Here is a 26,545-nt window from a genome sequence, read left to right on the forward strand (position 1 = left end):
AAGATTTGTATTTTAGTGCTTTTAATAATTATTAATCAACCCATATTATGCCTTTTATAGAAGAAGAAAAGTTTAAGTTAATACAAGAAGACTTAGATAATGCTAAATTAAAAAGAGAAGAAGCAGAAAGTGAATTAAGCAGTACACAAGAAGAATTGGCTGCTTTAAAAAAGAGTTCTAAAACTCTGCCTATTTTTTTAGGTTTGCTTTTAGGTCTTGCTTTAGGGGCAGCATATTATTTTTATGTAAATGGTGGTGATAGCGCTATTAACAACTTAGACGTTGAGTCTATAAAAAAGAAAGAAGCTTACAGAGTTTTAGACAGCATAAATAGAGCGCAAGCTAGAGCTGCTAGAAATAATGAAGAGTCTTCAGATAACATTAATGACATATCATCAAATATAAACACTGAAACTATTACAAACGAAGTGACAGAAAACATAAATGGAAAAACTATTTATTCTGTACAAATAGGAGTACTTTCTGAAAACAAATACCCTTTATTGTCTTCAGAAGTTATTCCTTCAACAGTTACAACTAATGATGGCTATTTTAAATACTCTTTAGGTTTATATACTACCTTAGATGAAGCTAAAGATTTACAAAAAGAATTAATTAAAATAGGATTTAATGATGCTTTTGTAGCTTCATACATAAACGGTGAACGTCAAAAAATACATAATTAAATAAATTTAATGCTTAACATTATTTTTAAAAGAGCACTCGTAGTAAGTTTACTAATGAGTGTTCATTTTTTTTACGCGCAAACAAATACCATTCCTGAAAGAAAAACACAGTTTGGTTTTGGTCAAATTGATTTCTTATCAATTAAAATGCCTGAAGGAGAACAAAATATGGACTATACAGGGCTTCACTACAATCTAAAACTAAATGATTGGAGTTATGCTGGAGTTGGTTTATATGGTGCTATTGGAGGTATTAGAGGAGGCTTTTTTACTTTAGGTGTAAATGCTGGAATCCAACAAAAAATAACCGATAACTTTTTTATTGATGCTGGAATTCACTTTGGTGGTGGTGGTGGTGCATCTGCCCCTGATGGTGGAGGAGCTTTTATACTTCCTCATCTTAATTTAGGATATGATTTTAAACACTTTTCTGCAACTGCAGGATACAGTTATGTTGACTTTTTTGATGGTGGCACCATAAATAGTAGCCAGTTTAATGTAGCAATACAAGTACCTCTTTCTTTTGAAACAACAAGTTTTAAAAATAGAGAAAGTAATTTTTCTATAGAAAATTTAAGACAAAGTTCTTGGAATATCTTTAGTAATCGAATTTCATTATTAGTTCACCTAAATAACGCTAAGGTAACCAAAGGTTCTTATGAAGGAAATACAATACGTTTAGCAGGATTTGAATTAAACTCTTATTTTACAGATAATTTTTTCTTTTTTGTTAAAGCTGATGGCGCATATCATGGAATAAAAGCTGGGTATATGGATGTATTTTTGGGTGGCGGATATCATTTATCAATGAATAGAAACCGTACAAATATTTTAGCTAAATTAGGATTAGGAGCCGGTGGTGGTGGTGGAGTAGATACTAAAGGCGGTTTTTTAATTTATCCAGATATCTCTTTAGAACAAAAACTATTCGATAATGTATATGCCTCAATCAATAAAGGATATATGATGAGTCCCGACTCTCATTTTGTTTCTTCTACTTTTGGTCTAGGATTAAAATACTATGTAGATAGAGATGGAATTTTATCAGACGAAAGAGAATTTTCAAGAGGAAAATTTAAAGGTTTTGATGCTATTATTAAACAAGACTTATATGTTAATGCAGCAAGAGATGAAGGACATAATGAAAACATGCATCAAATATCATTACAGTTAAATTTTTTCTTAAATAAATATTTATATGCTGCTGGTCAAACTTCTTTTGCTAATTTTGGTAATGCTGGTGCTTATGCAGAAGGTATAGTAGGATTAGGAGTGCAAACTAATAGCTTTTTTAAAGAAAGAACAACATTTTTTGCACAGATTCTAGGAGGTGCAGCTGGTGGTGGTGGTATAAGCACAGGACAAGGGTTAATTATTAAACCTAGTATTGGAGTTAATCAAAAACTTACCAATAAGTTAAATTTAAGATTAGGAGCAGGTTATGTAAAAGCTAAAGGTGGAAGTTTAAGTAGCACCCAACTAAATTTAGGTATTTCATATAATTTCTCCTTCTTAAGTGTTAAAAAGTTTTAAAATTTAACTTTTCGTTAAAGTTTGATGAATTATCTTCGCTTTCTGAAACAAAAAATTAATAACCTTACTTTTTACAAAAAAAGTAAGTAACAATCTATATACATAAACATGATAAAAAAAAGAATTATATCTCCACTCCAAAATTTCATGAAAACTGAAAGTGCAAGTGGTATTTTACTCTTAGGAGCTACTTTACTTGCTCTTATTTTAGCAAATTCTCCTTTTAAAGATAGTTACAATGCTTTATGGGAATACAAAATTGGTTTTAAATCAGAACATTTTGAATTGTATAAACCTTTAATTCTTTGGATTAATGACGGATTAATGGCTGTATTTTTCTTTTTAATAGGGTTAGAAATTAAACGAGAGTTTTTAATTGGAGAGTTAAATTCTACCAAAAAATTAGCTTTTCCTCTCTTCGGTGCTCTTGGTGGAATGTTGTTTCCTATTTTATTTTTTGTTTTCTTAAATAAAAGTGCTGATACAGCACATGGTTGGGGGGTACCTATGGCAACAGACATAGCTTTTTCTTTAGCGGTATTAAATACTCTAGGTAAAAGAGTACCTCTTAGTTTAAAAGTATTCCTAACAGCTTTTGCCATTGTAGATGATATAGGAGCTGTTTTAGTTATTGCCTTATTTTATAGTGCTAGTATAAATATAACTTTAATATCTATAGCGTTAGCTTTGTTAGCCTTTTTATATTTTATAGCTTACAGAGGTTTTTACTCAAAATATATAACTTTCTTGTTTGGTACTGTAATTTGGGTTTTATTCCTTAAGGCAGGTATACACCCAACAGTTGCAGGTATATTAATGGCTTTTGCTGTGCCTATTAGACAAAAAGTACATACTCCTGAATTTATAGCACACTTATCACAAATAATGGATAATATCAAAGGGGCTAAAGTTTCTTCTAAACCTATATTATCGAAAGAACAAGTTGCAGAAATAGATAGTTTAGATCATTGGATAGAAGATTATCAGTCACCTTTACAATTGTTAGAGCATAAACTACATGATATAGTTGCATATGCAATTATCCCTATTTTTGCTTTAGCTAATGCAGGAGTTTTAATAGATGGTGATGCTAACTTAGACACCTCCTTAATAATAAACATCGCTCTATGTTTAGTTCTTGGAAATAGTATTGGAATTACTACAATAATTACTACCGTTAAAAAACTTAAAATAATAGAGGTTCCTAAAGATATAAATAATAGACATATTATAGGTGTATCGTTTTTAGCAGGAATTGGGTTCACTATGGCTATATTTATTGCTAGTTTGGCTTTTGCTAAAAGTCCAGAGTTCCTAGGGTCTGCTAAAATTGGTGTATTACTAGGTTCTCTTGTATCTGCTATAATAGGATACCTAATATTAAGATACAATAAAAGTGAAAGTGATGTTGATAAAAACGATCAAAACAAAAAAGAAGAATTAAGTACTAGTTAATAGTGCTTAATTCTAACTTATATTACTCCAAATTCCACTTGTTTTTCTAAGCTTTTCATAAGCTTTCAGCAAGCTGGAATTTTTTATTTCTGATAAATTAGGATCTTCATGAAGTAAATTTATGGCAGCTTTACGTGCTACATGTAATATTGGACTATCTTTAACAACATCTGCTATTTTAAGGTTTAACACTCCACTTTGCTGTGTTCCCATAATATTTCCCGGACCACGAAGTTTTAAATCTACTTCAGCAATTTTAAATCCATCTGTAGTTTCTACCATAGTTTGTAATCGAGTTTTTCCGTCAGAAGATAATTTGTAACTCGATAATAAAATACAGTAACTCTGTTCAGCTCCACGTCCTACTCTTCCTCGCAATTGATGTAACTGACTTAATCCAAAACGTTCAGCACTCTCTATAACCATTACTGAAGCATTTGGTACGTTCACTCCTACTTCAATAACCGTAGTTGCTACCATAATTTGCGTATCTCCTTTTGCGAAACGTTCCATTTCATAGTCTTTATCAGCAGGTTTCATTTGACCATGAACAATACTAATTTGATATTTAGGAGAAGGAAATTCTCTAGAAATACTTTCATATCCATCCATTAAGTCTTTGTAATCCATCGCTTCAGATTCTTGGATTAAAGGATATACCACATAAGCTTGTCTCCCTTTAGCAATTTCATCTTTCAAGAACTTAAAAACACCCAAACGATTACTATCATAACGGTGTACAGTTTTAATTTCTTTACGTCCAGGAGGCAATTCATCAATTACGGAAATATCTAAATCACCATACACAGACATAGCCAATGTTCTTGGTATAGGTGTCGCAGTCATCACCAAAATATGAGGAGGAATAGCTCTTCCATCAGATGAACTTTTTTCCCACAACTTTCTTCTCTGTGCTACTCCAAAACGATGTTGCTCATCAATAATAGCAATCCCTAGATTTTTAAACTGTACTTTTTCTTCTAAAATAGCGTGAGTGCCAATCAAAATATGCAAAGAACCATCTAGTAAGCTTTCATGAATTTCTCTACGTTTTTTTGTTTTGGTAGATCCTGTTAATAATTCAACTTTAATATCGGTTTTCTCTAATAATTCTATTATCCCATTATAGTGCTGTGTTGCAAGTATCTCTGTCGGTGCCATAATTGTGGCTTGATAGCCATTATCAATGGCTAACAACATAGTTAATAATGCTACAATCGTTTTCCCAGAACCTACATCACCTTGTAATAATCGATTCATATGTGCTCCAGAGCCTACATCCTTACGAATTTCTTTCAATACTCGTTTTTGAGCTCCCGTTAAGTCAAAAGGTAAATGATTGTTGTAAAAATTGGTAAACTCCTCTCCTACCTGTTCAAAAACAAATCCTTTTAGTTTTGATTTTCGTATGAGTTTTTTCTGTAGTAATTGTAACTGAATAAAGAATAATTCTTCAAACTTCAATCGATATTGCGCTTTGGCTAATAATTCTTGATTCTTAGGAAAGTGAATATTTAATAACGATTCTTTTTTACCTAAGAATTGATGTTCTTCAATAAAATAAGCCGGAAAAGTTTCTTCTATTTCATTATACGCTTGTTGAAACAAGTTTTGAATCATCGTACGCATAACCTTGTTACTTATTCCTTTCGTGCTTAATTTTTCAGTAGAAGGATATACCGGTTGCATAGCCATTTGTAGCTTGCTTTTGTATTCTTTTACTGTCTCCATTTCTGGGTGTGGCATATTAGGAATACCATTATACCAGTTTAATTTCCCATAAATAACGTACGGAACGTTTACTTTTAAACTATCTTTAATCCATTTTACACCTTTAAACCAAACTAACTCCATAGTACCTGTAGCATCTGAAAAAGTAGCCACTAACCTACTTCCTCTTTTTTGCTTTACGGTTTTTACGCCCGTAATCTTACCTACTATTTGTACTTCAGCAGAGTTTTGTTGCAACTGATTAATCGTATAAAACTGTGTTTTATCAATATATCTAAACGGAAAAAGATGCAACAGGTCATTACAAGTCTTAATACCTAACTCGGTAAATAGTAACTCTGCTCTGGCAACACTAATTCCTTTTATATATGTTACGGGGTGGTTTAAATTCATTAAGAACGAAAATACAAAAAGCCATTAAAATCAACTATCTTTGCACTCTTAAATTCATCAAATGAGATTACATAGAAATTTAGTTTTCGCGGTTATTGATAGCTTACGCGATATTTTTAATGAAGATGTGTATGCAGACAAAGCTGTTGAAAAAGCTTTAAAGAGAGATAAACGCTGGGGAGCACGTGATAGAAAGTTTGTTGCTGAAACTATTTATGATGTGGTTCGTTGGAAACGATTATATGCAGAAATAGCAAATGTAAAAGCACCGTATTCTCGTCCTGATTTATGGCGATTATTTGCTGTTTGGTGTGTACTAAAAGGAATTCAGTTACCAGATTGGAATCAAATAGAACCTACCCCTACTAGAAGAATTAAAGGTAAGTTTGATGAGCTATTAAAAACAAGAAAATTTAGAGAGTCTATTCCTGACTGGATTGATGAAATTGGTGTACAAGAATTAGGTGAAGAGGTTTGGACCAAAGAAATAGCTGCTTTAAACAAACAAGCAGAGGTTATTTTACGTACAAACACTTTAAATACAACCAAAGCTCATTTACAAAAACAGTTAGCTTCTGAAGGAATTGACACTGAATTTATTAAAGGATATGATGATGCTTTAAAATTAGTAGAAAGAGCTAATGTTTTTAAAACAGAGGCCTTTAAAAAAGGCTTTTTTGAAGTGCAAGACGCTTCTTCACAATTAGTAGCTGCTTATTTAGATGTAGAACCAGGCATGAAGGTTGTTGACACTTGTGCTGGTGCTGGTGGTAAAACGTTACACTTAGCTTCTTTAATGAAAAATAAAGGACAAGTTATAGCAATGGATATTTACGAGAGTAAATTGAAAAAACTAAAAGTACGTGCTAGAAGAAACGGGGTTCACAATATTGATACTCGTGTAATTGATTCAACCAAAGTAATTAAAAAATTACAAGGAAAAGCTGATAGGGTATTAATTGATGCTCCATGTTCTGGTTTGGGAGTAATTAGAAGAAACCCTGACAGTAAGTGGAAATTACAACCTGAGTTTTTAGATAAAATTCGTGGTACACAACAAGAAGTATTACAACAATACTCTAAAATGGTAAAGCCAGGTGGGAAAATGGTATATGCCACTTGCTCAGTATTACCTTCAGAAAATCAACAACAAGTTGAGTTCTTTTTAGCTTCTGATGCAGGAAAAGATTTTAAATTTGTAAAAGACGAAAAAGTACTATCGCATAAATCTGGTTACGACGGATTTTATATGGCCTTACTAGAAAGAAAGTAAACTGTAAAAATAAAATATATTAAAAAAGGCTCGGGATAATATCTCGAGCCTTTCCTTTCAATCAACTATTAAAAACTAACTAATCACTAAACATTACTTGTTAAGTAATTATATGTTTATGTGACGACTATTTTCTAGTGTTGTTACACTAATTACTAGTCTTTAACATTATTTTATGAAAGCCTTCTACTTACAAGTTAATCACTTTCTTTTTTTACTTGTGCACTACTCTTTGATTTACAGTCTGTTTTGGATTTTGAGTTATTTATAACTACATTTAACAATAACTAACTAAAAAACTATGTTTTATGACAGATTCAAACAAACCCGCCACACTTTTTTGGATTATTGGTATTGCAGCCTTAGTTTGGAATGGACTAGGTGTTATGTCTTATATTGGTCAAGCTTACATGACAGATGAAGTCAGAGCTGCTTTACCTGAAGCAGAAAGGGCTTTATATGAAAATGTTCCTACTTGGGTTACCGCTGCTTTTGCTATAGCCGTTTTTGGAGGATTACTTGGTAGTGCTTTTTTATTAATGAGAAAAAAGTTAGCAAGACCTATGTTTTTAATTTCACTAATAGCTATTGTAGTTCAAATGTCGTATAACTTATTTATGAGTAGAGCATCTGAAGTATACGGACCTGGAAGCATTATAATGCCTATAATGGTAATTGTTATAGGTGTGTTTTTATTAATGTATTCAAAAAAGACAATAGCGAAAGGCTGGTTGTCATAATAATACTAAGAAATATAAAACTTTAAAAGCTGTCTTTCTTAAGGCAGCTTTTTTTATTCAAATAGAACAAAAATAAATTCGGCAACACAGGCTGGTTTTTCCTGCCCCTTTATTTCTATCGTACAATCAAAAGTTAACTTTTTACCGTTTTGAAAGTCTTCTATTAGTTTAACGGAACTAATTAAACGTAATTCACTATCTACAGGCACAGGGTTTGGAAAACGAACTTTATTTAATCCGTAGTTTAACCCCATAATTACACTTTTTACTTCAAATTGTTTAGAAATTAGTTCCGATAACATAGAAACGGACATAAATCCGTGCGCTATCGTTGTTTTTGTTGGAGAATATTTAGCAGCTTTTTCTTCATCGATGTGAATCCACTGTTTATCTAATGTAGCATTGGCAAAATCATTAATCATTTGTTGAGTTACAGTATACCACTCTCCTACCGGTAACTGTTTTCCTTCTATATTAGAAAGTTCTTTTAAATTTTCAAAAACTAATTTTTTCATATCCTTTATTTACCAAATACATCTTTTTTTATTCGAGGAAGCTCCAATTTATACTGTACAGCAATTGTTCTTACAAGAATAATTATTCCTGCAGAAATAACAAAAAGTACATCTTCATTGATGTTTAAAGGATATAAAAGTAGGTATACAATTCCTCCTGCTAAACAGGCTGACGCATATATTTCTCTATGAAAAATTAACGGAATTTCATTTGTTAGCACATCCCTAATTACACCTCCCATTACTGCGGAAGACATCCCCATTACTAAAGCTACAAATGGATGTAAATTAAAATTTATTCCTTTTTGAACACCTAATAACGTAAACACACTTATACCAATAGTATCAAACAAAAACATTGTTCTTCTTAACGGTGCTATTTTACTTCGAAATAAAAAAGTTGCTGCAACAGCTATTAATATTGTCCAGATATAGTTAATATCTCCAATCCAGTTTATAGGATGTGCATTAATAAGTACATCTCTAGTCATTCCACCTCCAACGGCAGTCACAAAAGCTATGATAATGACTCCAAAAACATCAAACTTTTTTCTAATAGCAACTAATGCTCCACTAATAGCAAAGGCAAAAGTTCCAGCAATGTCTATGGCGTAAATTACATCCATTTATATTGATATTTCAGAGAATTGTATTTGTAATGTTCTTTCTACTTCAGCTAAACGACTTCTTTCATTTTGAAGAATTAAAGCTAAAGAAACTCCTCTTTTCCCTGCTCTAGCAGTTCTACCACTTCGGTGTGTATAGTACTCTAGTTGTTCTGGTAATTGATGATGAATAACAAAAGTTAAGTTTTGAACATCAATTCCTCTGGCTGAAACATCTGTTGACACCAATACTTGCAGGTTTCTATTTTTAAAAGCACGCATTACCTTATCACGTTCTTTTTGTTGCATGTCCCCTTCAAGAGCTTCTACCGAAAACCCATCTTCTTGTAATTCTTTCGTTAGTTTTTGAGCTCCTGCTTTGGTTCTTGAGAAAATGATTCCTCTTTCAGCATGTCTTTTTTCTAAAAACTTAACAATAACATCGGTTTTTTCAGGGATCGTAGTTGTTACAAACTGATGCGTAATGTTGGAATTCACCAATACATTTTTGTTTACTTCAACTTGTTTTGCTGAAGCATTCATGTATTTTTTTATAATACTTCTAATTTCATCTGGCATTGTTGCCGAAAACAACCATGTTTTACGAGTACCAGAAGTATATTTTAAAATACGATTTAATTCTAATTTAAACCCCATACTAAGCATTTCATCTGCCTCATCAAGTACTAAGGTTTTGATATTTTTTAAATCTACATCACCCCTTTCTATTAAATCAATCAAACGTCCTGGAGTTGCTACAATAATATGCGTGGTTCTTTTTAAATTGTTGATTTGGCGCTCTATTTTTTCTCCACCATACACTGCTTCTACAAAAATTTTATCATCTACATATTTCGTAAATTTAAATAGTTGTTTCTTTATCTGTTGTACCAATTCTCTTGTAGGTGATAAAATTAATGCTTGTACATTGTCTTTTGAAGCATCTATTTTATGCAAAATAGGTAGACCATAAGCAGCTGTTTTACCTGTTCCTGTTTGTGCTAATCCTATAAAATCTGAATTATTTTCAAGTAAATAAGGTATAGTTTCTTGTTGTACTTCAGTAGGAGTTGTTATTCCTAACTCTTTCAATCCCTTAACATATTCTTTTCGTACTCCTAATGCGGTAAATGTTGTCATTCTATAAATTTATAAGTGCAAAGATATTGTTTCTTTTACGGTAACAATAAGTTTGTTACCTCTTTCGTAATTCTTTTAGGCTTTTTTGTGTTAGCATCTAACAAACAAAATGTAGTTTGAGATTTTACTAACAAAGTTTCTCCTCTATACATTTCAAAATGACGTATGGATCTTATCCCTTCTGTTTTTCCAACCCAAGTCCTAAGCGTAACTTCATCTCCTAATACGGCTTGATTTTTATAATCAACTTCATGTCTAATAACAAACCAAACATAGTCGATGTTTTCAACATTTTTAGAAAGCGCTTTCCAATGAGCATCTGAAATGTTTTGCATCCATTGTACATATACTACATTGTTTACATGGTTGTATTCGTCTATTTCTTCTGAAGTTACGATATGCTTTTGTTCAAATAAATTCATAAGACAAACTTACAGGATTGATGTTAATTATTACTTAAATCTAACCTTGTTTTTATTTTTGATGGATAATTCGCGTTAATTTAGTCAGCATGAATACAATCGCCAACGACCTAGGTACAAAAAGTATTAGTCAACTTATTTTAAAACAAGCTATCCCTGCTTCTATTGGAATTTTAGTAATGTCGATTAATATGATTGTTGATACCATTTTTGTAGGAAGATGGATTGGCGTACTCGCTATTGCTGCAATTACCGTGGTATTACCTATTGCTTTTTTAATTTCTTCTATTGGTATGGGAGTTGGAATTGGAGGAAGTTCTATAATTTCTAGAGCCTTAGGAGCTAATAAAGAAGATAAAGCCTTTGAAGTTTTTGGAAATCAAATTTCATTAACTATTGTATTATCTGTTTTATTTGTTCTTTTAGGAACATTTTTTAGTATTCCTATTTTACAACTTTTTGGGGCTAATGGAGATATTATAACTCCTGCTACTGAATATTTTGATGTAATTGTTTGGGGTGTTCCGTTTTTGGCTTTTGCTATGATGGGAAACCCCGTTGTTAGAGCTGTAGGGAAACCTAATTATGCGATGCTTACCATGCTCTTCCCTGCAATTGCTAATATTTTTTTAGATATTATTTTCATTAAGTTTATGAATTTAGGAATGTACGGCGCAGGTTTGGCTACCTCTATTTCGTATGCTGTTAGTGGAGTATTTATTCTTTGGTTTTTTATTTCAAAAAAGACTGAATTAAAAATTATTCCGAAGTATTTTAAATTGAATTTTTCTATTGTAAAAGAGATTGTGTCTTTAGGAGGAGTAACTATAGTAAGGCAAGGAACAATAAGTATATTAACTATAGTCTTAAACTATTCTCTTTTTAAGTATGGAGGTGAAATTTCAATTGCAGTCTATGGTATTATTAATAGGGTTATGTTATTTGCTTTATTTCCTGTTTTAGGAGTTACGCAAGGTTTTTTACCTATTGCAGGATATAATTATGGAGCCAATAATACAGAAAGAGTAAAGGAAACTATAAATAAATCTATCCTTTTTGGTACGGGAATAGCTGTTTTAATTTTTATTCTGATAATGCTATTTCCAACTGAATTAGTTGGTGTTTTTACAGAAGACGAAAAACTATTAAAACTTACTCCAGATGCATTAATAGTAGCTTTTTTGGCAACACCTGTAATAACCACTCAACTAATTGGATCAGCATACTTTCAAGCAGCAGGTAAAGCGTTGCCTGCACTATTATTAACACTTTTAAAACAAGGGTTCTTTTTAATTCCTTTAGTGTATTTACTTCCTAAATTTTATGGCGTAAATGGTGTATGGATGTCTTTTCCTATTGCAGATGTTTTATCCACTGTGCTTACTTATGCTTATTTGAAAAGAGAAGTGAGATTACACCTAAATTAATCTAAAATACTCTCTCCGTTTAAATTTGTAGTTAGCACATCACTCATATAATTAAAAAAAGGACGAAGTGCTTTAAAAGAGTCATCTACTTTTGTTAGAAAATCGGGAGCTAATACTTCTTTGTCTGTAAAACGTTGAATAGCTATATATCCTTTTTTGCGAATCAAATCGATATCTGGATGTTGCTTATCAAATCCTTTAGGAGCTGTTTTAAGCTCATCTCCTTCTAATTTACCTCCAAAATGTTGTACGTAATTTTTTTCTTTTAAAATTTCTCTAATTTCAGAAGCATCTACTTCAAATTCCTTTCGAATACGTAAAAGATCTTCTTTGTTAGGCTCCCAGAATCCGCCAGCAACAAAACTATCGCCTGGGGAAATATGTAAATAATACCCTCCCCTTAATGCTGGTTTCTTTCTATGAAAAGAACCTCCAAAATGTGTTTTATATGGTGTTTTATCTTTTGAAAAACGCACATCTCTGTAAATTCTAAATAACTTAAACTTATCTATCTCATCATGCTTGTTTAAATTATCTTGAATGGTTTTGTATACAGCTTTTGCGTTATTTTGAGCTTCTGTGAATCGAGGTTTGTGTTCTGTAAACCATTCGCGATTGTTGTTTTCTTTTAAGTCTTTTAAAAATTGAAATGTTTGTTTTTCTATTTGCATAGTAAATAAGCGATTTAGAATTTCTAAGGTACAAAAAAACTCCACTAGATTTTAGTGGAGTTTAGACTTTATTCTTCAAAAAGATTATACGTTAAATCTAAAGTGCATAATATCACCATCTTTAACGATATACTCCTTTCCTTCTACTCTCATTTTACCTGCTTCTTTCACTTTAGCTTCACTACCAAATGATACATAATCATCATAACTAATAGTCTCAGCGCGGATAAACCCTTTTTCAAAATCAGTGTGAATAACTCCTGCCGCTTGAGGTGCAGTAGCACCTACAGGAATTGTCCAAGCTCTTACCTCTTTTACACCTGCAGTGAAATAAGTTTGTAAGTTTAATAACTTATAAGCCGAACGAACTAAGCGAGAAACTCCTGCTTCTTCTAATCCTATATCAGCTAAGAACATCTGACGCTCTTCGTAATCATCCAACTCTGTAATATCTGCTTCTGTACCAACTGCTAACACAATAACTTCAGCATTTTCGTGTGCTACCGCTTCTTTTACCTTATCAACATAAGCATTTCCTGAAACAGCAGAACCTTCATCAACATTACACACATATAAAACTGGTTTTGCAGTAATGAACTGTAATGGTTTTACAAATTCCTCTTCTTTTTCTGTAAATTCAATAGAGCGAACAGATTTTCCTTCTAATAATGTTTCTTCAACCTTTAATAGAATTTCCAATTCTACTTGCGCCTCCTTATTACCTGTTTTAGCTGTTCTTTTTACACGCTCCAAACGTTTTTGAACAGTTTCTAAATCTTTTAACTGAAGTTCTATATCAATAGTTTCCTTATCTCTTATAGGATCAACAGAACCATCTACGTGTACTATATTATCGTTATCAAAACAACGCAATACATGTAAAATAGCATCTGTTTCACGAATGTTTGCTAAGAACTGGTTACCTAACCCTTCTCCTTTACTAGCTCCTTTTACCAAACCAGCAATATCTACAATTTCTACAGTTGCAGGTAAAACTCTTTCAGGGTTTACTAATTCTTCTAGCTTTTCTAAACGAGTATCTGGCACGTTTACTACTCCTAAATTAGGTTCAATGGTACAAAACGGAAAGTTTGCACTCTGCGCTTTTGCGTTAGATAAACAGTTAAATAAGGTTGATTTCCCTACGTTTGGTAATCCTACAATTCCAGCTTTCATTCTATTGTTTTATTGAAATTTTGCGAGTGCAAATATAGTGCTTTGCTTTCTAAATTTTCTAATTATTTAAGATTCATTTAAGTTAGTTTATAGCTCTTTAATTTATGGTTTTAACATTTTTTTAAGACTTAGGTTGATTTTTTACTATTTTTAAGAAATTAACTTAAAAAATATTTTCACATGAAAAAACGTACCCTTCTTATTATTTACCTATTTTTTGGTGGACTTTACTTGTTAAATGCTCAAACATTAATTAGAGGAACAGTAAAAGATATAAATAACGAACCTTTGCCAGGAGCTAACATTGTAGAAAAAGGAACCTCTAATGGTACATCTACAGATTTTAACGGCGAGTTTTCACTTAATGTTAATACAGATGGAACTTTAATAGTTAGTTTTTCAGGTTTTGAAACACAAGAAATTTCTATTAATGGAAAAACTAATTTTAATATTGTTTTAAAAGAAGGTTTAGAATTAGATGAAGTTGTTATCGTAGGGTCTAGAAACCCTAAAAGAACAGCTATTGACACACCTGTACCTGTTGATATAATTGATGTAGGAGATTTAGCAACTAAAAATGGTAAAGTAGAAGTAAATGATATATTACAGTATGCAGCTCCGTCATTTAATGCTACTAAGCAATCAGGGTCAGATGGTGCCGACCATATCGTACCTGCTTCTTTACGAGGTTTGGGGCCAGACCAAACTTTGGTACTTATCAACGGTAAAAGACGCCATCAATCATCACTGGTTAATATTTTTGGAACACGTGGACGCGGAAATTCAGGAACCGATTTAAATGCAATTCCTGCTGCTGCTATTAAAAGAATTGAAGTTCTAAGAGATGGAGCGTCTGCTCAGTATGGTTCTGACGCTATTGCAGGAGTTATTAATATTGTTTTAAAAGATAATACCGACGGTGTTTCAGGAAGTATTGGTTATGGAGTTTATAGCACAGCAATAGGAAGTGGATGGGCTGAAGCTACAGGAGAAACTTTATACAATGTTGAAGGAAAAAACAGATTAGATGGAGAAGACAAAAGTTTTGATGGTGGAACTTTTAAACTAGATTTAAACTACGGAGCTAAATTGAATGATAAAGGAGGTTTTGTAAACTTTACTACCGAATTGTTGTCAAAAGAAAGAACGTTGAGACCTGGTTTTTCTTGGCGAAAAGGATATGGTAGCGCTGCTATAGATGGATTCAATTTTATGGTAAATGCTAGTTTACCTGTAAATGACAATACCGAAGTATATGCTTTTGGAGGCAGAAATTATAGAGATACTGATGCGTATGCTTTTTCAAGAGATAGTTTTGATGAAGGCGACAATAGAAGTGTTCCTAGTATACACCCTAATGGATTTACCCCTAGGATTACTTCAAATATCACTGATATATCTGTATCGGCAGGAATTAAACATAAATTAGAAAATGGTTGGGAGATTGACTTTAACAATACGTATGGAGAAAACAAGTTTCATTATTTTATAAAAGATTCAAACAACGCTTCTTTAAAAGATGCTTCACCTACCGATTTTAATGCAGGAGGTCATAGTTTATCACAAAATACTACTGGATTAGATTTTAGTAAGTACTTAGAAGATTTAATGAGTGGAGTTAATCTTGCTTTCGGTTTAGAGTATAGAACAGAAAACTTTATCATTTTTGCTGGAGAAGAAGCTTCTTATGGATTATATGATGATAACGGAGTATTAATGACAAATCCTGCTGTTCAACCTGTAGCTGTTGATAGTAATGGAGATGAGCTACCTGGAGGGTCTCAAGGTTTTCCAGGCTATGGGCCAGATAATGAAGTAGATCGTTCAAGAAGTAATGTAGGTATCTATTTTGATTCTGAATTTAACTTTACAGAAAAATTCTTAGTAGGCGCAGCTGTTCGTTATGAAGATTACAGTGATTTTGGTAGTACATTTAACTTTAAGTTAGCTTCAAGATTTAAAGCAAGTGATAACTTAACCTTGAGAGGCTCTATTTCCACAGGTTTCAGAGCACCATCTTTAGCTCAATTATATTATAATTTAAAATTTACCAATATTGTTAATGGGGAATCTTTACCATCATTATTATCTGCAAATAACAGTACTGTAACTAGAGCTTTCGGAATAGAACAATTAAAAGAAGAGACAGCATTCAATGCTAGTTTAGGGTTTACTTATAAAATTGGTGGATTTACAGCTACCATTGATGCATATTCTATTACTGTTGATGATCGCATTATTTTAACAGATAACTTTGATGCTTCTGGATTGAATTTAGGCGTTGATGCAGCACAATTCTTTGCTAACGGTGTTGATACAAAAACGCAAGGATTAGATATTGTTTTAAACTATAAAAAGTCTTTTGAAGATCATAGAATAGATGTAGGATTGGTAGGAAACTTTAACGATACTAAAATTGAAAAGATAAAGAACGGAAACTTAAACAGATTTACTTTCTTTAGTCCTTTTTCTGAAGCTTATTTAAAAGCGGCAGCTCCAGATCACAAATTCGGTTTAAACCTTGGATACGGCTATAAAAAACTAGATATTGCTTTAAACTTCACAAAATTTAGCGAAGTTCAGTTGCAAGATTTTCAATGGGTAGATACACCAGCAACAACCCAAGCAGAAGCTGATGCCTTATACCCTGTGGCTACTGATGTTTATAAAAGTAAAATTACTACCGATTTAAGTCTAAGCTATGCTTTTACAGATAAAATTACCTTTACGATTGGAGGAAATAACATTTTTAACGTGTACCCTACTCCACAGTTTGATGGATGGACTGATCAAGGTGGGTTAGCAGATTCTGTTCAAATGGGGTCAGACGGTGCTTACTTTTTTACTAGACTAGGATTTAAACTTTAATAAGTTTTCATAAAAACAAAAAATCCTGAGAATATTCTCAGGATTTTTTTATTTCATATCTCCAAAAATTTGGAGCTTATTAATCGTTATGCATAAAACGTTGTTTAGCTAATAACTCTTCTTCTGTTTCTACATTATCTTCATCAGGAACACAACAATCAACAGGACAAACAGCAGCACATTGTGGTTCCTCATGAAAACCTTTACATTCTGTACATTTATCTACAACGATGTAATAAATTTCATCCGAAATTGGCTCTTGATCTTCATCCGCATTGGCAGATTTACCGTTTGGTAAAACAATATTTCCTGTTAAATCAGTACCGTCAGCATATTTCCAGTCATCTGCACCTTCGTAAATTGCTGTATTAGGACATTCAGGTTCGCAAGCCCCACAGTTTATACATTCATCAGTTATTATAATTGCCATAATTAATCTCTTTCAGTTTTGTAACTTTGCATTTGCAAAAATAGTTCCAATTTAATTTAGAACCAAAATAAATGGATAGTATAAAAAGTAGAATTAACGCTTTTCATAAACTAGGAGAATTTTTAAGTCAATTTTCTCAAGAAAAAATAGAGAAAAAAGAACATATAGAACATAACGAATTGTTTTTTGATGGATTTAAGCATCAATTAAAAATAGCAGGAGAAAATAACACCTGGTTTACCAGAGAAAACATATTATTCTCTATAGAAAATTGGGCAAAAGCACTTACTTCAGAAAACTTAACTCAGTGGATTGCTAACGAAAACTTAGGTGACAACAAACCTAAATTAGTCGCTGTTATCATGGCTGGAAACATTCCGTTAGTAGGCTTTCATGACTTTTTATCAGTTCTAATTTCTGGGCACTCGGTATTAGTTAAACAATCTTCTAACGATAAACATTTATTGCCTTTTTTAGCAAAATATTTAGAATATATTGATCCTGAATTAAAAAGAAAAATCACGTTTACTGAAGAAAAACTAACAGGGTTTGATGCGGTAATAGCTACTGGTAGTAATAATACAGCACGTTATTTTGAATATTACTTTAAAGATAAACCTAGCATTATAAGAAAAAACAGAAACTCTGTTGCGGTTTTAACAGGAAATGAATCGGAAGAACAACTGCAAAATTTAAGCGAAGATGTTTTTCGTTATTTCGGATTAGGTTGTCGTTCTGTTTCAAAAGTATTTGTTCCTAAAGACTATAATTTCGACGCTTTTTTCAATGGAATGTATCAACAACATGAAATCATTAACAATGTTAAATACGCTAATAATTACGATTACAATAAGGCAGTGTATTTAATGAGTGAGTTTGATATTTTAGAAAATGGGTTTTTAATGATTAAAGAAGATGAAAGCTACGCCTCACCTATCGCTTCTGTTTTTTATGAATATTATAACAATACTGATGATTTAAAGATTAAACTGTGGGAAGACAGAGAGCAAATTCAATGTGTTGTAGCTAATAATTTTATTGAAAATGAAATAGCATTCGGACAGACACAACACCCAAAGTTATGGGACTATGCTGACGGTGTAAACACACTAGAATTTTTAGCTAAAATTTAAAAGAGTCTCTATATAAATTTGCACCTTTGTGTAGCAAAACACAACAACACAAATGAAAAAACATAACTTTAGTGCAGGGCCTTGTATTTTACCTGAAGAAGTGCTAAAAAAAGCATCAGAAGCAGTCATTGACTTTAATAATGACAATTTATCTTTAATCGAAATTTCACACAGAAGTCAACCCTTTGTAGATGTAATTGAAAAAGCAAGAAGCTTAGCACTAGAATTATTAGGTCTTGAAAATAAAGGCTACAAAGCATTGTTTTTACAAGGTGGAGCCAGTATGCAGTTTTTAATGGTTGCTTATAACTTACTAAATAAAAAAGCAGCTTACCTAAATACAGGGACTTGGAGTGATAAAGCAATTAAAGAAGCTAAATTATTTGGCGAATTAGTAGAAGTAGCTTCCTCAAAAGATAAGAACTTCAGTTATATTCCCAAAACATATGAAATTCCTACAGATGTAGACTATTTTCATTGCACAAGTAATAATACCATTTATGGAACACAAATGAAGAGTTTTCCTAAGACTTCTGTTCCAATGATATGTGATATGAGTTCTGATATTTTTTCTCGTCAACTGGATTTTTCAAAATTTGATTTAATTTATGCAGGAGCTCAAAAAAACATGGGACCCGCTGGTACTACCCTTGTTGTAATAAAAGAAGACATTTTAGGTAAAGTTGAACGTCAAATTCCTTCAATGTTAAATTACCAAGTATTTCTTGACAAAGAAAGTATGTTTAATACACCACCTGTATTTGCAGTATATACCTCTATGTTAACCTTAGAGTGGTTGAAAGACTTAGGAGGTATCGAGTTCATTGAAAAAGTGAATGAGAAAAAATCAGCTCTTTTATACAGTGAAATAGATAGAAACCCTTTATTTAAAGGAGTTGCTGCTATAGAAGACCGAAGTAATATGAATGCTACTTTTACCTTAGCTGATAAAAATTTACAAACTAAGTTTGATAAAATGTGGCAAGAAACCAATATTAATGGATTAAGCGGCCATAGAAGTGTTGGTGGTTATCGTGCAAGTATGTACAACGCTTTACCTTTATACAGTGTACAAGCTTTAGTAGATGTAATGCAAGAATTAGAAAGAATAAGTTAGATACAACGTCATTTTTTACAATGACATTTTAATATAAAGATCGATGAAGATATTAGTGAATGATGGAATTTCCGCTAGCGGAATACAAGCTTTAGAAAACAAAGGTTTTGAAGTTATAAATACAAAAGTTGCACAAGAGCAGCTAGAAAATTATATAAACGATCATGCTATTGATGCTATTACAGTAGGTAATACTACACAAGTGCGACAAGAGTTAATTGATGCTTGCCCAAGCATTAAACTTATTGCTTGTTTAGGAACCGAAATGGACAACATTGATGTTGATTATGCTATTGATAATGGAGTTCATGTTGTGAATAGTGAAGATGCTTCAGCTACTTCAATTGCAGAACTAGTGTTTGCGCATTTATTTGGAATGGTTCGTTTTTTACATCAATCGAACCGTGAAATGCCTTTAGAAGGAGATATGCGCTTTAATGCCTTAAAAAAACAATACTCGCAAGGAACTGAGCTAAGAGGTAAAACATTAGGAATTATTGGTTTTGATACTGTAGGACAAGAAGTAGCTAAAACTGCACTAGCTTTAGGTATGGAAGTGATAGCAACTGATGTAGAAATAGACAATGCAACTATCACAATTCCTTTTTTCGATGGTCAATCAGTAGACTTCTTTATTGAAACGGAAAGTATAGATAACCTATTATCAAAATCAGACTTTATTACACTACATCTTCCTGCTCAAGAGGGATATGTTATAGAAACATCTTTGTTTGACAAAATGAAAAATGGTGTAGGAATTATAAACACTTCTCATGGAGGTATTCTAAATGAAGTTGATTTAGTTAATGCTATTGATAGTGGAAAGGTTAAATATGCAGGATTAGACGTTTTTGAAAGCCAACCAAGACCTGAAATTCAACTATTAATGAACCCTGAAATATCGATGACCCCTCATATCGGTGCTTCAACAGTTGAGGCACAAGATAGAGCTGGTATTGAACTTGCAAATAAAATCATCGAATTACTAAGCGAATAATCTATGGCAATTGTAAAACCTTTTAAAGCTGTTAGAGCCACCAGAGATAAAGTTGCTTTAGTATCTTCTAAATCGTATGAAATTTATACTCCTGCGGAAATTGGAGCTAAACTCGATTTTAATCCATACACTTTTTTGCATGTAATTAATCCTGGATATAAATACCATAAACAAGATGTAACTGGAGAACAACGCTTTAAATTGGTACACAATCGTTACTTAGAATTCAAAGAAAATGAAGTCTTTAAGCAAGATGAAACTCCTGCTTATTACATATATCAAAAAATAACTCCAAATGATAATTTCTGTGGAATAATCGCAGCAACCTCTGTAGAAGATTATCATAATGAAGTAATAAAAAAGCACGAAGACACTTTAAAAGAACGTGAGTTACTATTTGAAAACTACTTAAAAAATACAGGTTTTAATGCAGAACCAGTACTACTCACCTACCCTGACAATGATGTAATTAATGTTATTATAAAAAAATATCAGGAAGAAAGAGCCGAATACGAGTTTTCTACATCTGATAGGGATTTACATTTTTTATGGGTAATAAACGAAGAGAAAGATGTAGAGCAAATAGCCAAAGCTTTTAAAGAAGTTAACACCCTATATATTGCTGATGGACATCATCGTTCAACATCTTCATGTTTATTGGCACAAAATTTAGCAGAAAATAATCCAAAACATACGGGTAAAGAAGACTATAATTTTTTCATGAGTTACCTATTACCTGAGAGCCAGGTTAAAATTTATGAATTCAATAGATTTATAAGAGATTTAAACGGGTTAACTCCAGAGGAGCTTTTAATAGAATTAGATACTCATTTTAGAATTGAGAATCGTGGACAGGAATTATATAAACCTAAAGAAAAACACCATTTTAGCATGTATTTAAATGGTGAATTTTATGCTTTGTATTTACGTAAATCAGCTTATGAATTTACTGACTGTTTAAGTGAATTAGATGCTTATATTTTATATACAACCGTATTAGAACCTATTTTAGGAATTGAGGATATTAGAAACGCTTCTAAAATTGTATATTCTCAAGACAAATCTGACGGGTTAGAATTAAAAACAAAGGTTGACAGTGGTGAGTTTAAAGTTTCTTTTGGAATGCTACCTACCAATATTCAAGAACTAAAAACTATTGTTGATGCTGGCTTAATGATGCCACCGAAAACAACCTACATAGAACCTAAGTTAAGAAGTGCTTTAACTATTTACGAGTTTTAGTATAAAGTCTGATAAACAATTATTATGATTACAGGAATTAAAGAAAATCTTCAAAAAATAAAATCAACACTACCAGAAAATGTAACGTTAGTTGCTGTTTCTAAAACCAAACCTATTGCAGATTTACAAGAAGCTTACGATGCTGGTCAGCGAATATTTGGTGAGAATAAAATACAAGAAATGGTAGCTAAGTATGATGAATTGCCTAAGGACATAAAATGGCATATGATTGGTCATTTACAACGTAATAAGGTAAAGTATATGGCTCATTTTGTTGATTTAATTCATGGTGTAGATAGTTTTAAAACACTGAAAGAAATAAACAAACAGGCTAAAAAACATAATAGAGTTATTAATTGTTTGTTACAAGCACGAATTGCTAAAGAAGATACTAAATTTGGGTTACCTTTTGAAGATATTGAAGCTATTTTAGCGTCAGATGAGTTAAAAGAGCTTGAAAATATAAAAATTGTTGGTTTAATGGGAATGGCTACGTTTACAGATAACCAAAAACAATTACAAGAAGAATTTTCTTCATTAGCTAATTTCTTTAATGGAAATAAAGAAAACTATCCTAATTTACAAACATTATCTATGGGAATGAGTGGAGATTATGAATTAGCCATAAAAAATGGTAGTACAATGGTACGAATAGGAAGCTCAATTTTTGGAGTTAGAAATTATATTGCTTAGATTTACATAAACTAGCTTAAAAAAGGGAGAGATTTGTACGCTATTTTAGACATTGAAACTACTGGAGGGAAATATAACGAAGAAGGGATTACAGAAATTGCCATCTATAAATATGATGGACATCAAATTGTAGATCAATTCATTAGTTTAGTTAATCCAGAAAGGGAAATTCAGGAATTTGTTGTAAAACTTACTGGTATTAATAATAAAATGCTACGAAATGCGCCCAAGTTTTATGAAATAGCGAAAAGAATTGTTGAAATAACTCAAGATTGTTTTATTGTGGCTCATAATGCTAACTTTGATTATCGTATTCTTCGTACCGAATTTGACAGGTTAGGTTATAAATACAAACGAAATACACTATGTACAGTTAGTTTAAGCAAAAAACTAATTCCAGAGTCACCATCTCATAGTCTAGGAAAACTCTGTAAGTTTTTAGGAATTCCTATGTCTGATCGTCACAGAGCAACAGGTGACGCATTAGCTACGGTACAATTATTTAAACTATTAATAGATAAAGATGTTGAGAAAGGTATTATTCAACAATCTATAAAGTATTTTGACAACAGACATGAAAAGTTTCATATTCAAAGAATATTAGATAGTTTACCTGAAAAAGAAGGTCTTTTTTATGTTCATAACCACGAAGGAACAATCATTTTTGTAGGGAGAGGTAAAAATATAAAGCAAGAAACTAATAAACTCTTTTTAAAAGAAACTAGAAAAGCATTAAAAGTAATAAAAAGAGTTAGTAAAGTTTCTTATGAAGAAACTGGGAATATGCTTTTTACCCGTTTAAAATATCATTTAGAACTTGAAAAGCTAAAACCTAAGTACAATATCATTAGAAAAAGAAAAATTACAGATAAAAACTTTAATCACGATAATATGCTTATTGTTGATAAAGGCAGAATTCCTGAAGAACACGCCGTAATTTTAATCGAAAAAAACGAAGTTATAGGATATACATATACCAATCTTGCTTTTCAGGAAAACCAGTTATCTATTCTAAAATCAATGCTTACTCCTATTGAATACAAAGAGTTAGCAAAAACCATCATTAAAAACTACTTACTAAAAAATAAAGTCTCTAAAATAGTACGATTACAAGTTGAAAATAATTTATAATATGCTATAAAGCATTCAAAAACCTAATCTTTTGGATAGTAAAAAACTTAATTGGAGAGAAAAATTACATGAAGTAATCTACGAAGCAGATACTCCTGCAGGACGATTATTTGACATCATCTTGTTATTTGCAATCTTAGCAAGTATTGTACTGGTTATGCTTGAAAGTATTGAAAGTTTTGATAACAAACATCATAATTTCCTATATATTTCAGAATGGATTATTACTATTTTTTTTTCCATTGAGTATATCCTAAGAATTATTTCAATAAACAAGCCAACAAAATACATTTTTAGCTTTTATGGTATTATAGATTTACTTTCTACTATTCCTATGTACCTAACGTTCTTTTTTGTAGGTACACATAGTAGTTTAATAGCTTTGAGAGCATTACGCCTATTAAGAGTTTTTAGGATTTTAAAAGTCTCTAGGTATATTGGAGAGTCAAATCAATTAATAAAAGCTTTAAATGCTAGTAAAGCTAAAATTGGAGTCTTTCTTTATTTTGTGTTGATTATCTGTATCATTTTAGGTTCCGTAATGTATTTTATTGAAGGGGCTGAAAACGGCTTTACAAGTATTCCTAGAAGCATTTATTGGTCAATAGTAACACTTACAACCGTTGGTTATGGAGATATTGCTCCGCAAACCGCTTTAGGACAATTTATTGCAAGTATTACAGTAATTATTGGTTATGCTATTATTGCGATACCTACAGGAATTGTAAGTTCCGAAATGACTAAAAAAAAGGTACACCTAAACACTCAATCTTGCCCAAATTGCTCCTATGAAGGACATAAAGATGATGCAGAATTTTGTTATCATTGCGGAACAAAACTGAACTAAATGTCTCAAAAAAACACATTAATTACGATTGTTGGTGCAACTGCTATTGGTAAAACAGCACTAAGCATTAAACTAGCTCAGCACTTTAATTGTGAAATTATTTCGTGTGACTCTCGTCAGTTTTATAAAGAAATGACTATAGGAACAGCGGTTCCTGACCCCGAAGAACTGGATGCTGCTCCACATCATTTTATACAAAACAGAAGTGTTTTTGAAAATTATTCAGTAGGACAGTTTGAAAAAGATGCATTAAAAACTCTAAACGAACTATTTACTAAAAACCCTATTCAAATAATGGTAGGCGGAAGTGGTTTGTATGTAGATGCTGTTTTAAAAGGATTAGATTATTTTCCTGATGTAGATCCACAAATAAGAATAGATTTAACTACTGAGTTAGAAAACAAAGGTATAGAACATCTTCAAAAAAGATTAAAAAAACTTGATATTGAAGCTTACAATACGATTGCTATTGACAATCCACATCGATTAATCCGTTCTTTAGAGATTTGTATAGGAACTGGAGAAACATACAGTTCTTTTAAAAATAAACCTAAAGCACCTCGTAATTTTCAATCTATAAAAATTGGATTGACAGCCGATAGAGAAATTATGTATGATCGTATTAATCGTCGTGTAGCTATTATGATTGAAAAAGGTTTGATAGAAGAAGCTAAAAAACTACATCCTTATAAAAACCTAAACGCATTGCAAACAGTAGGGTACAGAGAGTTATTCGAATATTTTGAAGGTAACTTTACTAAAGAATTTGCTATTGAGGAAATTAAGAAGAACTCAAGAAGGTTTGCCAAACGACAAGGAACATGGTTTCGTAAAGATTCAAACATTTTATGGTTTGATTTCCAAGAAGATCTTCAAAATATCATAAAAACTATTGAAAATAAACTTTAACGCTTTTTAAGAGCACTAAAAAAATCACTTTTTTATATTTGTCAAAAAACAGAAATACATGAAACTAAAAATCACTTTTATACTAACTTTATTTTTTATAGGATTTTCAAATGCGCAAACCAAAGTAGGAACGGTAGATAGCGAATTAGTCATTAGTAAAATGCCTCAAATGAAAGGGGTCTTACAACGAGTAGAAAATTATGGTAAAAAACTAGATTCTAGTTTTCAAATAAAAGCTACAGAATATAAGACAAAAGTTGATTCTTTTAAAGCAGAAGAAAAACTAATGACCGATGATGATAAGAAAACTAGAATTCAAGAATTAAGAACTCTTGAACAAGAAATGGGTAAATTTCGTCAGAATGGATCAGCTATGATGCAAGTACAAAGAGAGCAGAGTTTAAGACCACTATATAAAAAACTAAGCGAAGTAATAGCTGAAGTAGCAAAAGCTAATGGTTATACACAAATTTTAACTACTACTGGAAACGAATTTGGTTATATCGATGAACGTTTTGATATCACTAAATTGGTATTAGATAAACTAGGAATTAAAGAGTAAATCTTTTATGTCCCTAAAAAAAAAAGACTTACAATTACAATATGAAGGATTTTTAAAAACACCTTTTCTATGGCATGGAAAAGGTGTTTTTAATTTAGAACAATTCTCCATATTAAAAATTAAAACAATCTCGTTTAATGAAGAAATCAAACAAAAACTACGTTTGGGTAAATTGGTTGAACGTTTTGTTTCATTTGAATTAAATCAAAATAGTTCTGTATCAATCCTTGCTGAGAGCATTCAAATTCAAAATAAAAAAATTACTGTAGGAGAGTTAGATTGTTTATTGTTAAAGGATAAAGAATCAATTCATTTAGAAATTATATATAAGTTCTACTTATATGATGTTTCTGTTGGAAACTCTGAAATTGAACATTGGATTGGCCCAAATCGACGCGATTCTCTTATTCAAAAGCTAACAAAACTTCAAGAAAAACAATTACCACTACTCTATTCTAATCACACTAAAACTTATTTAGATAAATTAAAGTTGGTTATAGATGAAATAATACAACAAGTATATTTTAAAGCACAATTGTTTGTTCCTCTAAAGGATTTCGGGGAAAAAATCAAACAGCTAAATAATGAGTGTATCTATGGTTTTTATATTTACCCGAAAGAATTACCACAATTCTCAGATTGTAAATTCTATATTCCTAATAAACATAACTGGTTAGTAAATCCACATTCAAATATTGACTGGTTAACTTTTGAAACCTTTCAAGATAAACTTCAACAATTTTTAAATGAAGAAAATGCTCCTCTTTGTTGGCTAAAGAAACCAAACGGCGAACTTTTTAAGTTTTTTATAGTTTGGTGGAATAATTAGTGTATTTTAAATTATTCGTA

Annotated in this window: 25 protein-coding genes; 17 read left to right on the plus strand and 8 right to left on the minus strand. The window is 31.5% G+C overall.

Annotated elements, in window-relative coordinates:
* Positions 1-47: 47 nt before the first annotated feature.
* The 3 genes from D6200_RS03665 (at position 48) to nhaA (ending at position 3,674) form a co-directional block, all read left to right on the plus strand.
* Entirely contained in the window at positions 48-686 is a 639-nt protein-coding gene (locus tag D6200_RS03665) for an SPOR domain-containing protein (protein WP_073184078.1), read from the plus strand.
* Positions 687-740: 54 nt separating this feature from the next.
* On the plus strand, positions 741-2,219 hold the full coding sequence (locus tag D6200_RS03670) for a hypothetical protein (RefSeq protein ID WP_240627199.1): 1,479 nt from the start codon (positions 741-743) through the stop codon (positions 2,217-2,219).
* Between the two features lie 147 nt (positions 2,220-2,366).
* Positions 2,367-3,674 (plus strand): Na+/H+ antiporter NhaA, encoded by a 1,308-nt coding sequence (gene nhaA / locus D6200_RS03675; RefSeq protein WP_231128414.1) that lies wholly within the window; start codon positions 2,367-2,369, stop codon positions 3,672-3,674.
* Positions 3,675-3,686: 12 nt separating this feature from the next.
* Here nhaA and recG read toward each other — a convergent pair whose 3' ends face one another.
* Positions 3,687-5,798: an ATP-dependent DNA helicase RecG gene (recG, locus tag D6200_RS03680; RefSeq protein WP_047788846.1), complete on the minus strand. Its 2,112-nt coding sequence runs from the start codon at positions 5,796-5,798 to the stop codon at positions 3,687-3,689.
* A 61-nt stretch (positions 5,799-5,859) separates the two neighbouring features.
* On the opposite strand from recG, the gene D6200_RS03685 reads away from it, so the two are divergent.
* The gene (locus tag D6200_RS03685; RefSeq protein ID WP_073184083.1) at positions 5,860-7,071 is read left to right on the plus strand and encodes an RsmB/NOP family class I SAM-dependent RNA methyltransferase; all 1,212 of its coding nucleotides are present in this window, start codon (positions 5,860-5,862) and stop codon (positions 7,069-7,071) included.
* 308 nt (positions 7,072-7,379) lie between these two features.
* Positions 7,380-7,811 carry a hypothetical protein gene (locus tag D6200_RS03690; RefSeq protein ID WP_047788848.1) on the plus strand — a complete coding sequence of 144 codons (432 nt, stop codon included), beginning with the start codon at positions 7,380-7,382 and terminating at the stop codon, positions 7,809-7,811.
* Positions 7,812-7,864: 53 nt separating this feature from the next.
* On the opposite strand, the gene D6200_RS03695 is transcribed toward D6200_RS03690, so the two are convergent.
* From D6200_RS03695 to D6200_RS03710, 4 genes are read right to left on the minus strand one after another with little or no spacing between them, the layout of a single operon-like run.
* Positions 7,865-8,326: a MaoC family dehydratase gene (locus tag D6200_RS03695; protein ID WP_047788849.1), complete on the minus strand. Its 462-nt coding sequence runs from the start codon at positions 8,324-8,326 to the stop codon at positions 7,865-7,867.
* A 5-nt stretch (positions 8,327-8,331) separates the two neighbouring features.
* Complete coding sequence (locus D6200_RS03700; RefSeq protein WP_047788850.1) at positions 8,332-8,952, minus strand: trimeric intracellular cation channel family protein; 621 nt, start codon at positions 8,950-8,952, stop codon at positions 8,332-8,334.
* Positions 8,953-10,071: a DEAD/DEAH box helicase gene (locus tag D6200_RS03705; RefSeq protein ID WP_073184085.1), complete on the minus strand. Its 1,119-nt coding sequence runs from the start codon at positions 10,069-10,071 to the stop codon at positions 8,953-8,955.
* Between the two features lie 35 nt (positions 10,072-10,106).
* Positions 10,107-10,493, minus strand: a complete 387-nt coding sequence (locus D6200_RS03710; RefSeq protein ID WP_073184087.1) for an acyl-CoA thioesterase — start codon at positions 10,491-10,493, stop codon at positions 10,107-10,109.
* Positions 10,494-10,582: 89 nt separating this feature from the next.
* Between D6200_RS03710 and D6200_RS03715 the strand changes: the two genes are divergently transcribed.
* A complete protein-coding gene (locus D6200_RS03715; RefSeq protein WP_073184089.1) occupies positions 10,583-11,920 on the plus strand; it encodes an MATE family efflux transporter in 1,338 nt (445 codons plus the stop codon).
* Here the strand turns inward: D6200_RS03715 and D6200_RS03720 are convergent.
* Positions 11,917-12,591: a DUF2461 domain-containing protein gene (locus D6200_RS03720; RefSeq protein WP_047788854.1), complete on the minus strand. Its 675-nt coding sequence runs from the start codon at positions 12,589-12,591 to the stop codon at positions 11,917-11,919. The two genes, D6200_RS03715 and D6200_RS03720, sit on opposite strands and share 4 nt — an antisense overlap.
* An 84-nt stretch (positions 12,592-12,675) precedes the next feature.
* A complete protein-coding gene (ychF, locus tag D6200_RS03725) occupies positions 12,676-13,767 on the minus strand; it encodes a redox-regulated ATPase YchF (protein WP_073184091.1) in 1,092 nt (363 codons plus the stop codon).
* A 180-nt stretch (positions 13,768-13,947) separates the two neighbouring features.
* Here ychF and D6200_RS03730 point away from each other — a divergent pair, with 180 nt between their 5' ends.
* Entirely contained in the window at positions 13,948-16,635 is a 2,688-nt protein-coding gene (locus tag D6200_RS03730; RefSeq protein ID WP_073184093.1) for a TonB-dependent receptor, read from the plus strand.
* Positions 16,636-16,714: 79 nt separating this feature from the next.
* Here the strand turns inward: D6200_RS03730 and D6200_RS03735 are convergent, their stop codons facing one another.
* Positions 16,715-17,065 carry a 4Fe-4S dicluster domain-containing protein gene (locus tag D6200_RS03735; protein ID WP_047788857.1) on the minus strand — a complete coding sequence of 117 codons (351 nt, stop codon included), beginning with the start codon at positions 17,063-17,065 and terminating at the stop codon, positions 16,715-16,717.
* A 71-nt stretch (positions 17,066-17,136) separates the two neighbouring features.
* Between D6200_RS03735 and D6200_RS03740 the strand changes: the two genes are divergently transcribed.
* Genes D6200_RS03740 through D6200_RS03785 form a run of 10 tightly spaced genes read left to right on the plus strand, consistent with a single transcriptional unit; the run spans position 17,137 to position 26,525 of the window.
* Positions 17,137-18,198 (plus strand): acyl-CoA reductase, encoded by a 1,062-nt coding sequence (locus tag D6200_RS03740; RefSeq protein ID WP_073184095.1) that lies wholly within the window; start codon positions 17,137-17,139, stop codon positions 18,196-18,198.
* A gap of 52 nt (positions 18,199-18,250) precedes the next feature.
* A complete protein-coding gene (gene serC, locus D6200_RS03745) occupies positions 18,251-19,315 on the plus strand; it encodes a 3-phosphoserine/phosphohydroxythreonine transaminase (protein ID WP_073184097.1) in 1,065 nt (354 codons plus the stop codon).
* Positions 19,316-19,358: 43 nt separating this feature from the next.
* A complete protein-coding gene (locus tag D6200_RS03750; protein ID WP_073184099.1) occupies positions 19,359-20,312 on the plus strand; it encodes a D-2-hydroxyacid dehydrogenase in 954 nt (317 codons plus the stop codon).
* Positions 20,313-20,315: 3 nt separating this feature from the next.
* Positions 20,316-21,554 (plus strand): DUF1015 domain-containing protein, encoded by a 1,239-nt coding sequence (locus D6200_RS03755; protein ID WP_047788861.1) that lies wholly within the window; start codon positions 20,316-20,318, stop codon positions 21,552-21,554.
* A gap of 24 nt (positions 21,555-21,578) precedes the next feature.
* A complete protein-coding gene (locus tag D6200_RS03760; RefSeq protein WP_073184101.1) occupies positions 21,579-22,247 on the plus strand; it encodes a YggS family pyridoxal phosphate-dependent enzyme in 669 nt (222 codons plus the stop codon).
* Between the two features lie 33 nt (positions 22,248-22,280).
* Positions 22,281-23,378, plus strand: a complete 1,098-nt coding sequence (locus tag D6200_RS03765) for an exonuclease domain-containing protein (protein WP_073184103.1) — start codon at positions 22,281-22,283, stop codon at positions 23,376-23,378.
* Positions 23,379-23,409: 31 nt separating this feature from the next.
* Positions 23,410-24,225, plus strand: a complete 816-nt coding sequence (locus tag D6200_RS03770) for an ion transporter (RefSeq protein ID WP_082118625.1) — start codon at positions 23,410-23,412, stop codon at positions 24,223-24,225.
* Positions 24,226-25,134, plus strand: coding sequence for a tRNA (adenosine(37)-N6)-dimethylallyltransferase MiaA (miaA, locus tag D6200_RS03775; protein WP_073184105.1), 909 nt, complete (start codon positions 24,226-24,228; stop codon positions 25,132-25,134). It begins immediately after the preceding gene.
* A gap of 58 nt (positions 25,135-25,192) precedes the next feature.
* Positions 25,193-25,696, plus strand: a complete 504-nt coding sequence (locus D6200_RS03780) for an OmpH family outer membrane protein (RefSeq protein WP_047788866.1) — start codon at positions 25,193-25,195, stop codon at positions 25,694-25,696.
* Positions 25,697-25,703: 7 nt separating this feature from the next.
* Positions 25,704-26,525 (plus strand): DUF1853 family protein, encoded by an 822-nt coding sequence (locus D6200_RS03785; protein ID WP_073184107.1) that lies wholly within the window; start codon positions 25,704-25,706, stop codon positions 26,523-26,525.
* Positions 26,526-26,545 lie beyond the last annotated feature (20 nt).

Source organism: Tenacibaculum mesophilum (assembly GCF_003867075.1).
Taxonomy (GTDB): domain Bacteria; phylum Bacteroidota; class Bacteroidia; order Flavobacteriales; family Flavobacteriaceae; genus Polaribacter; species Polaribacter mesophilus.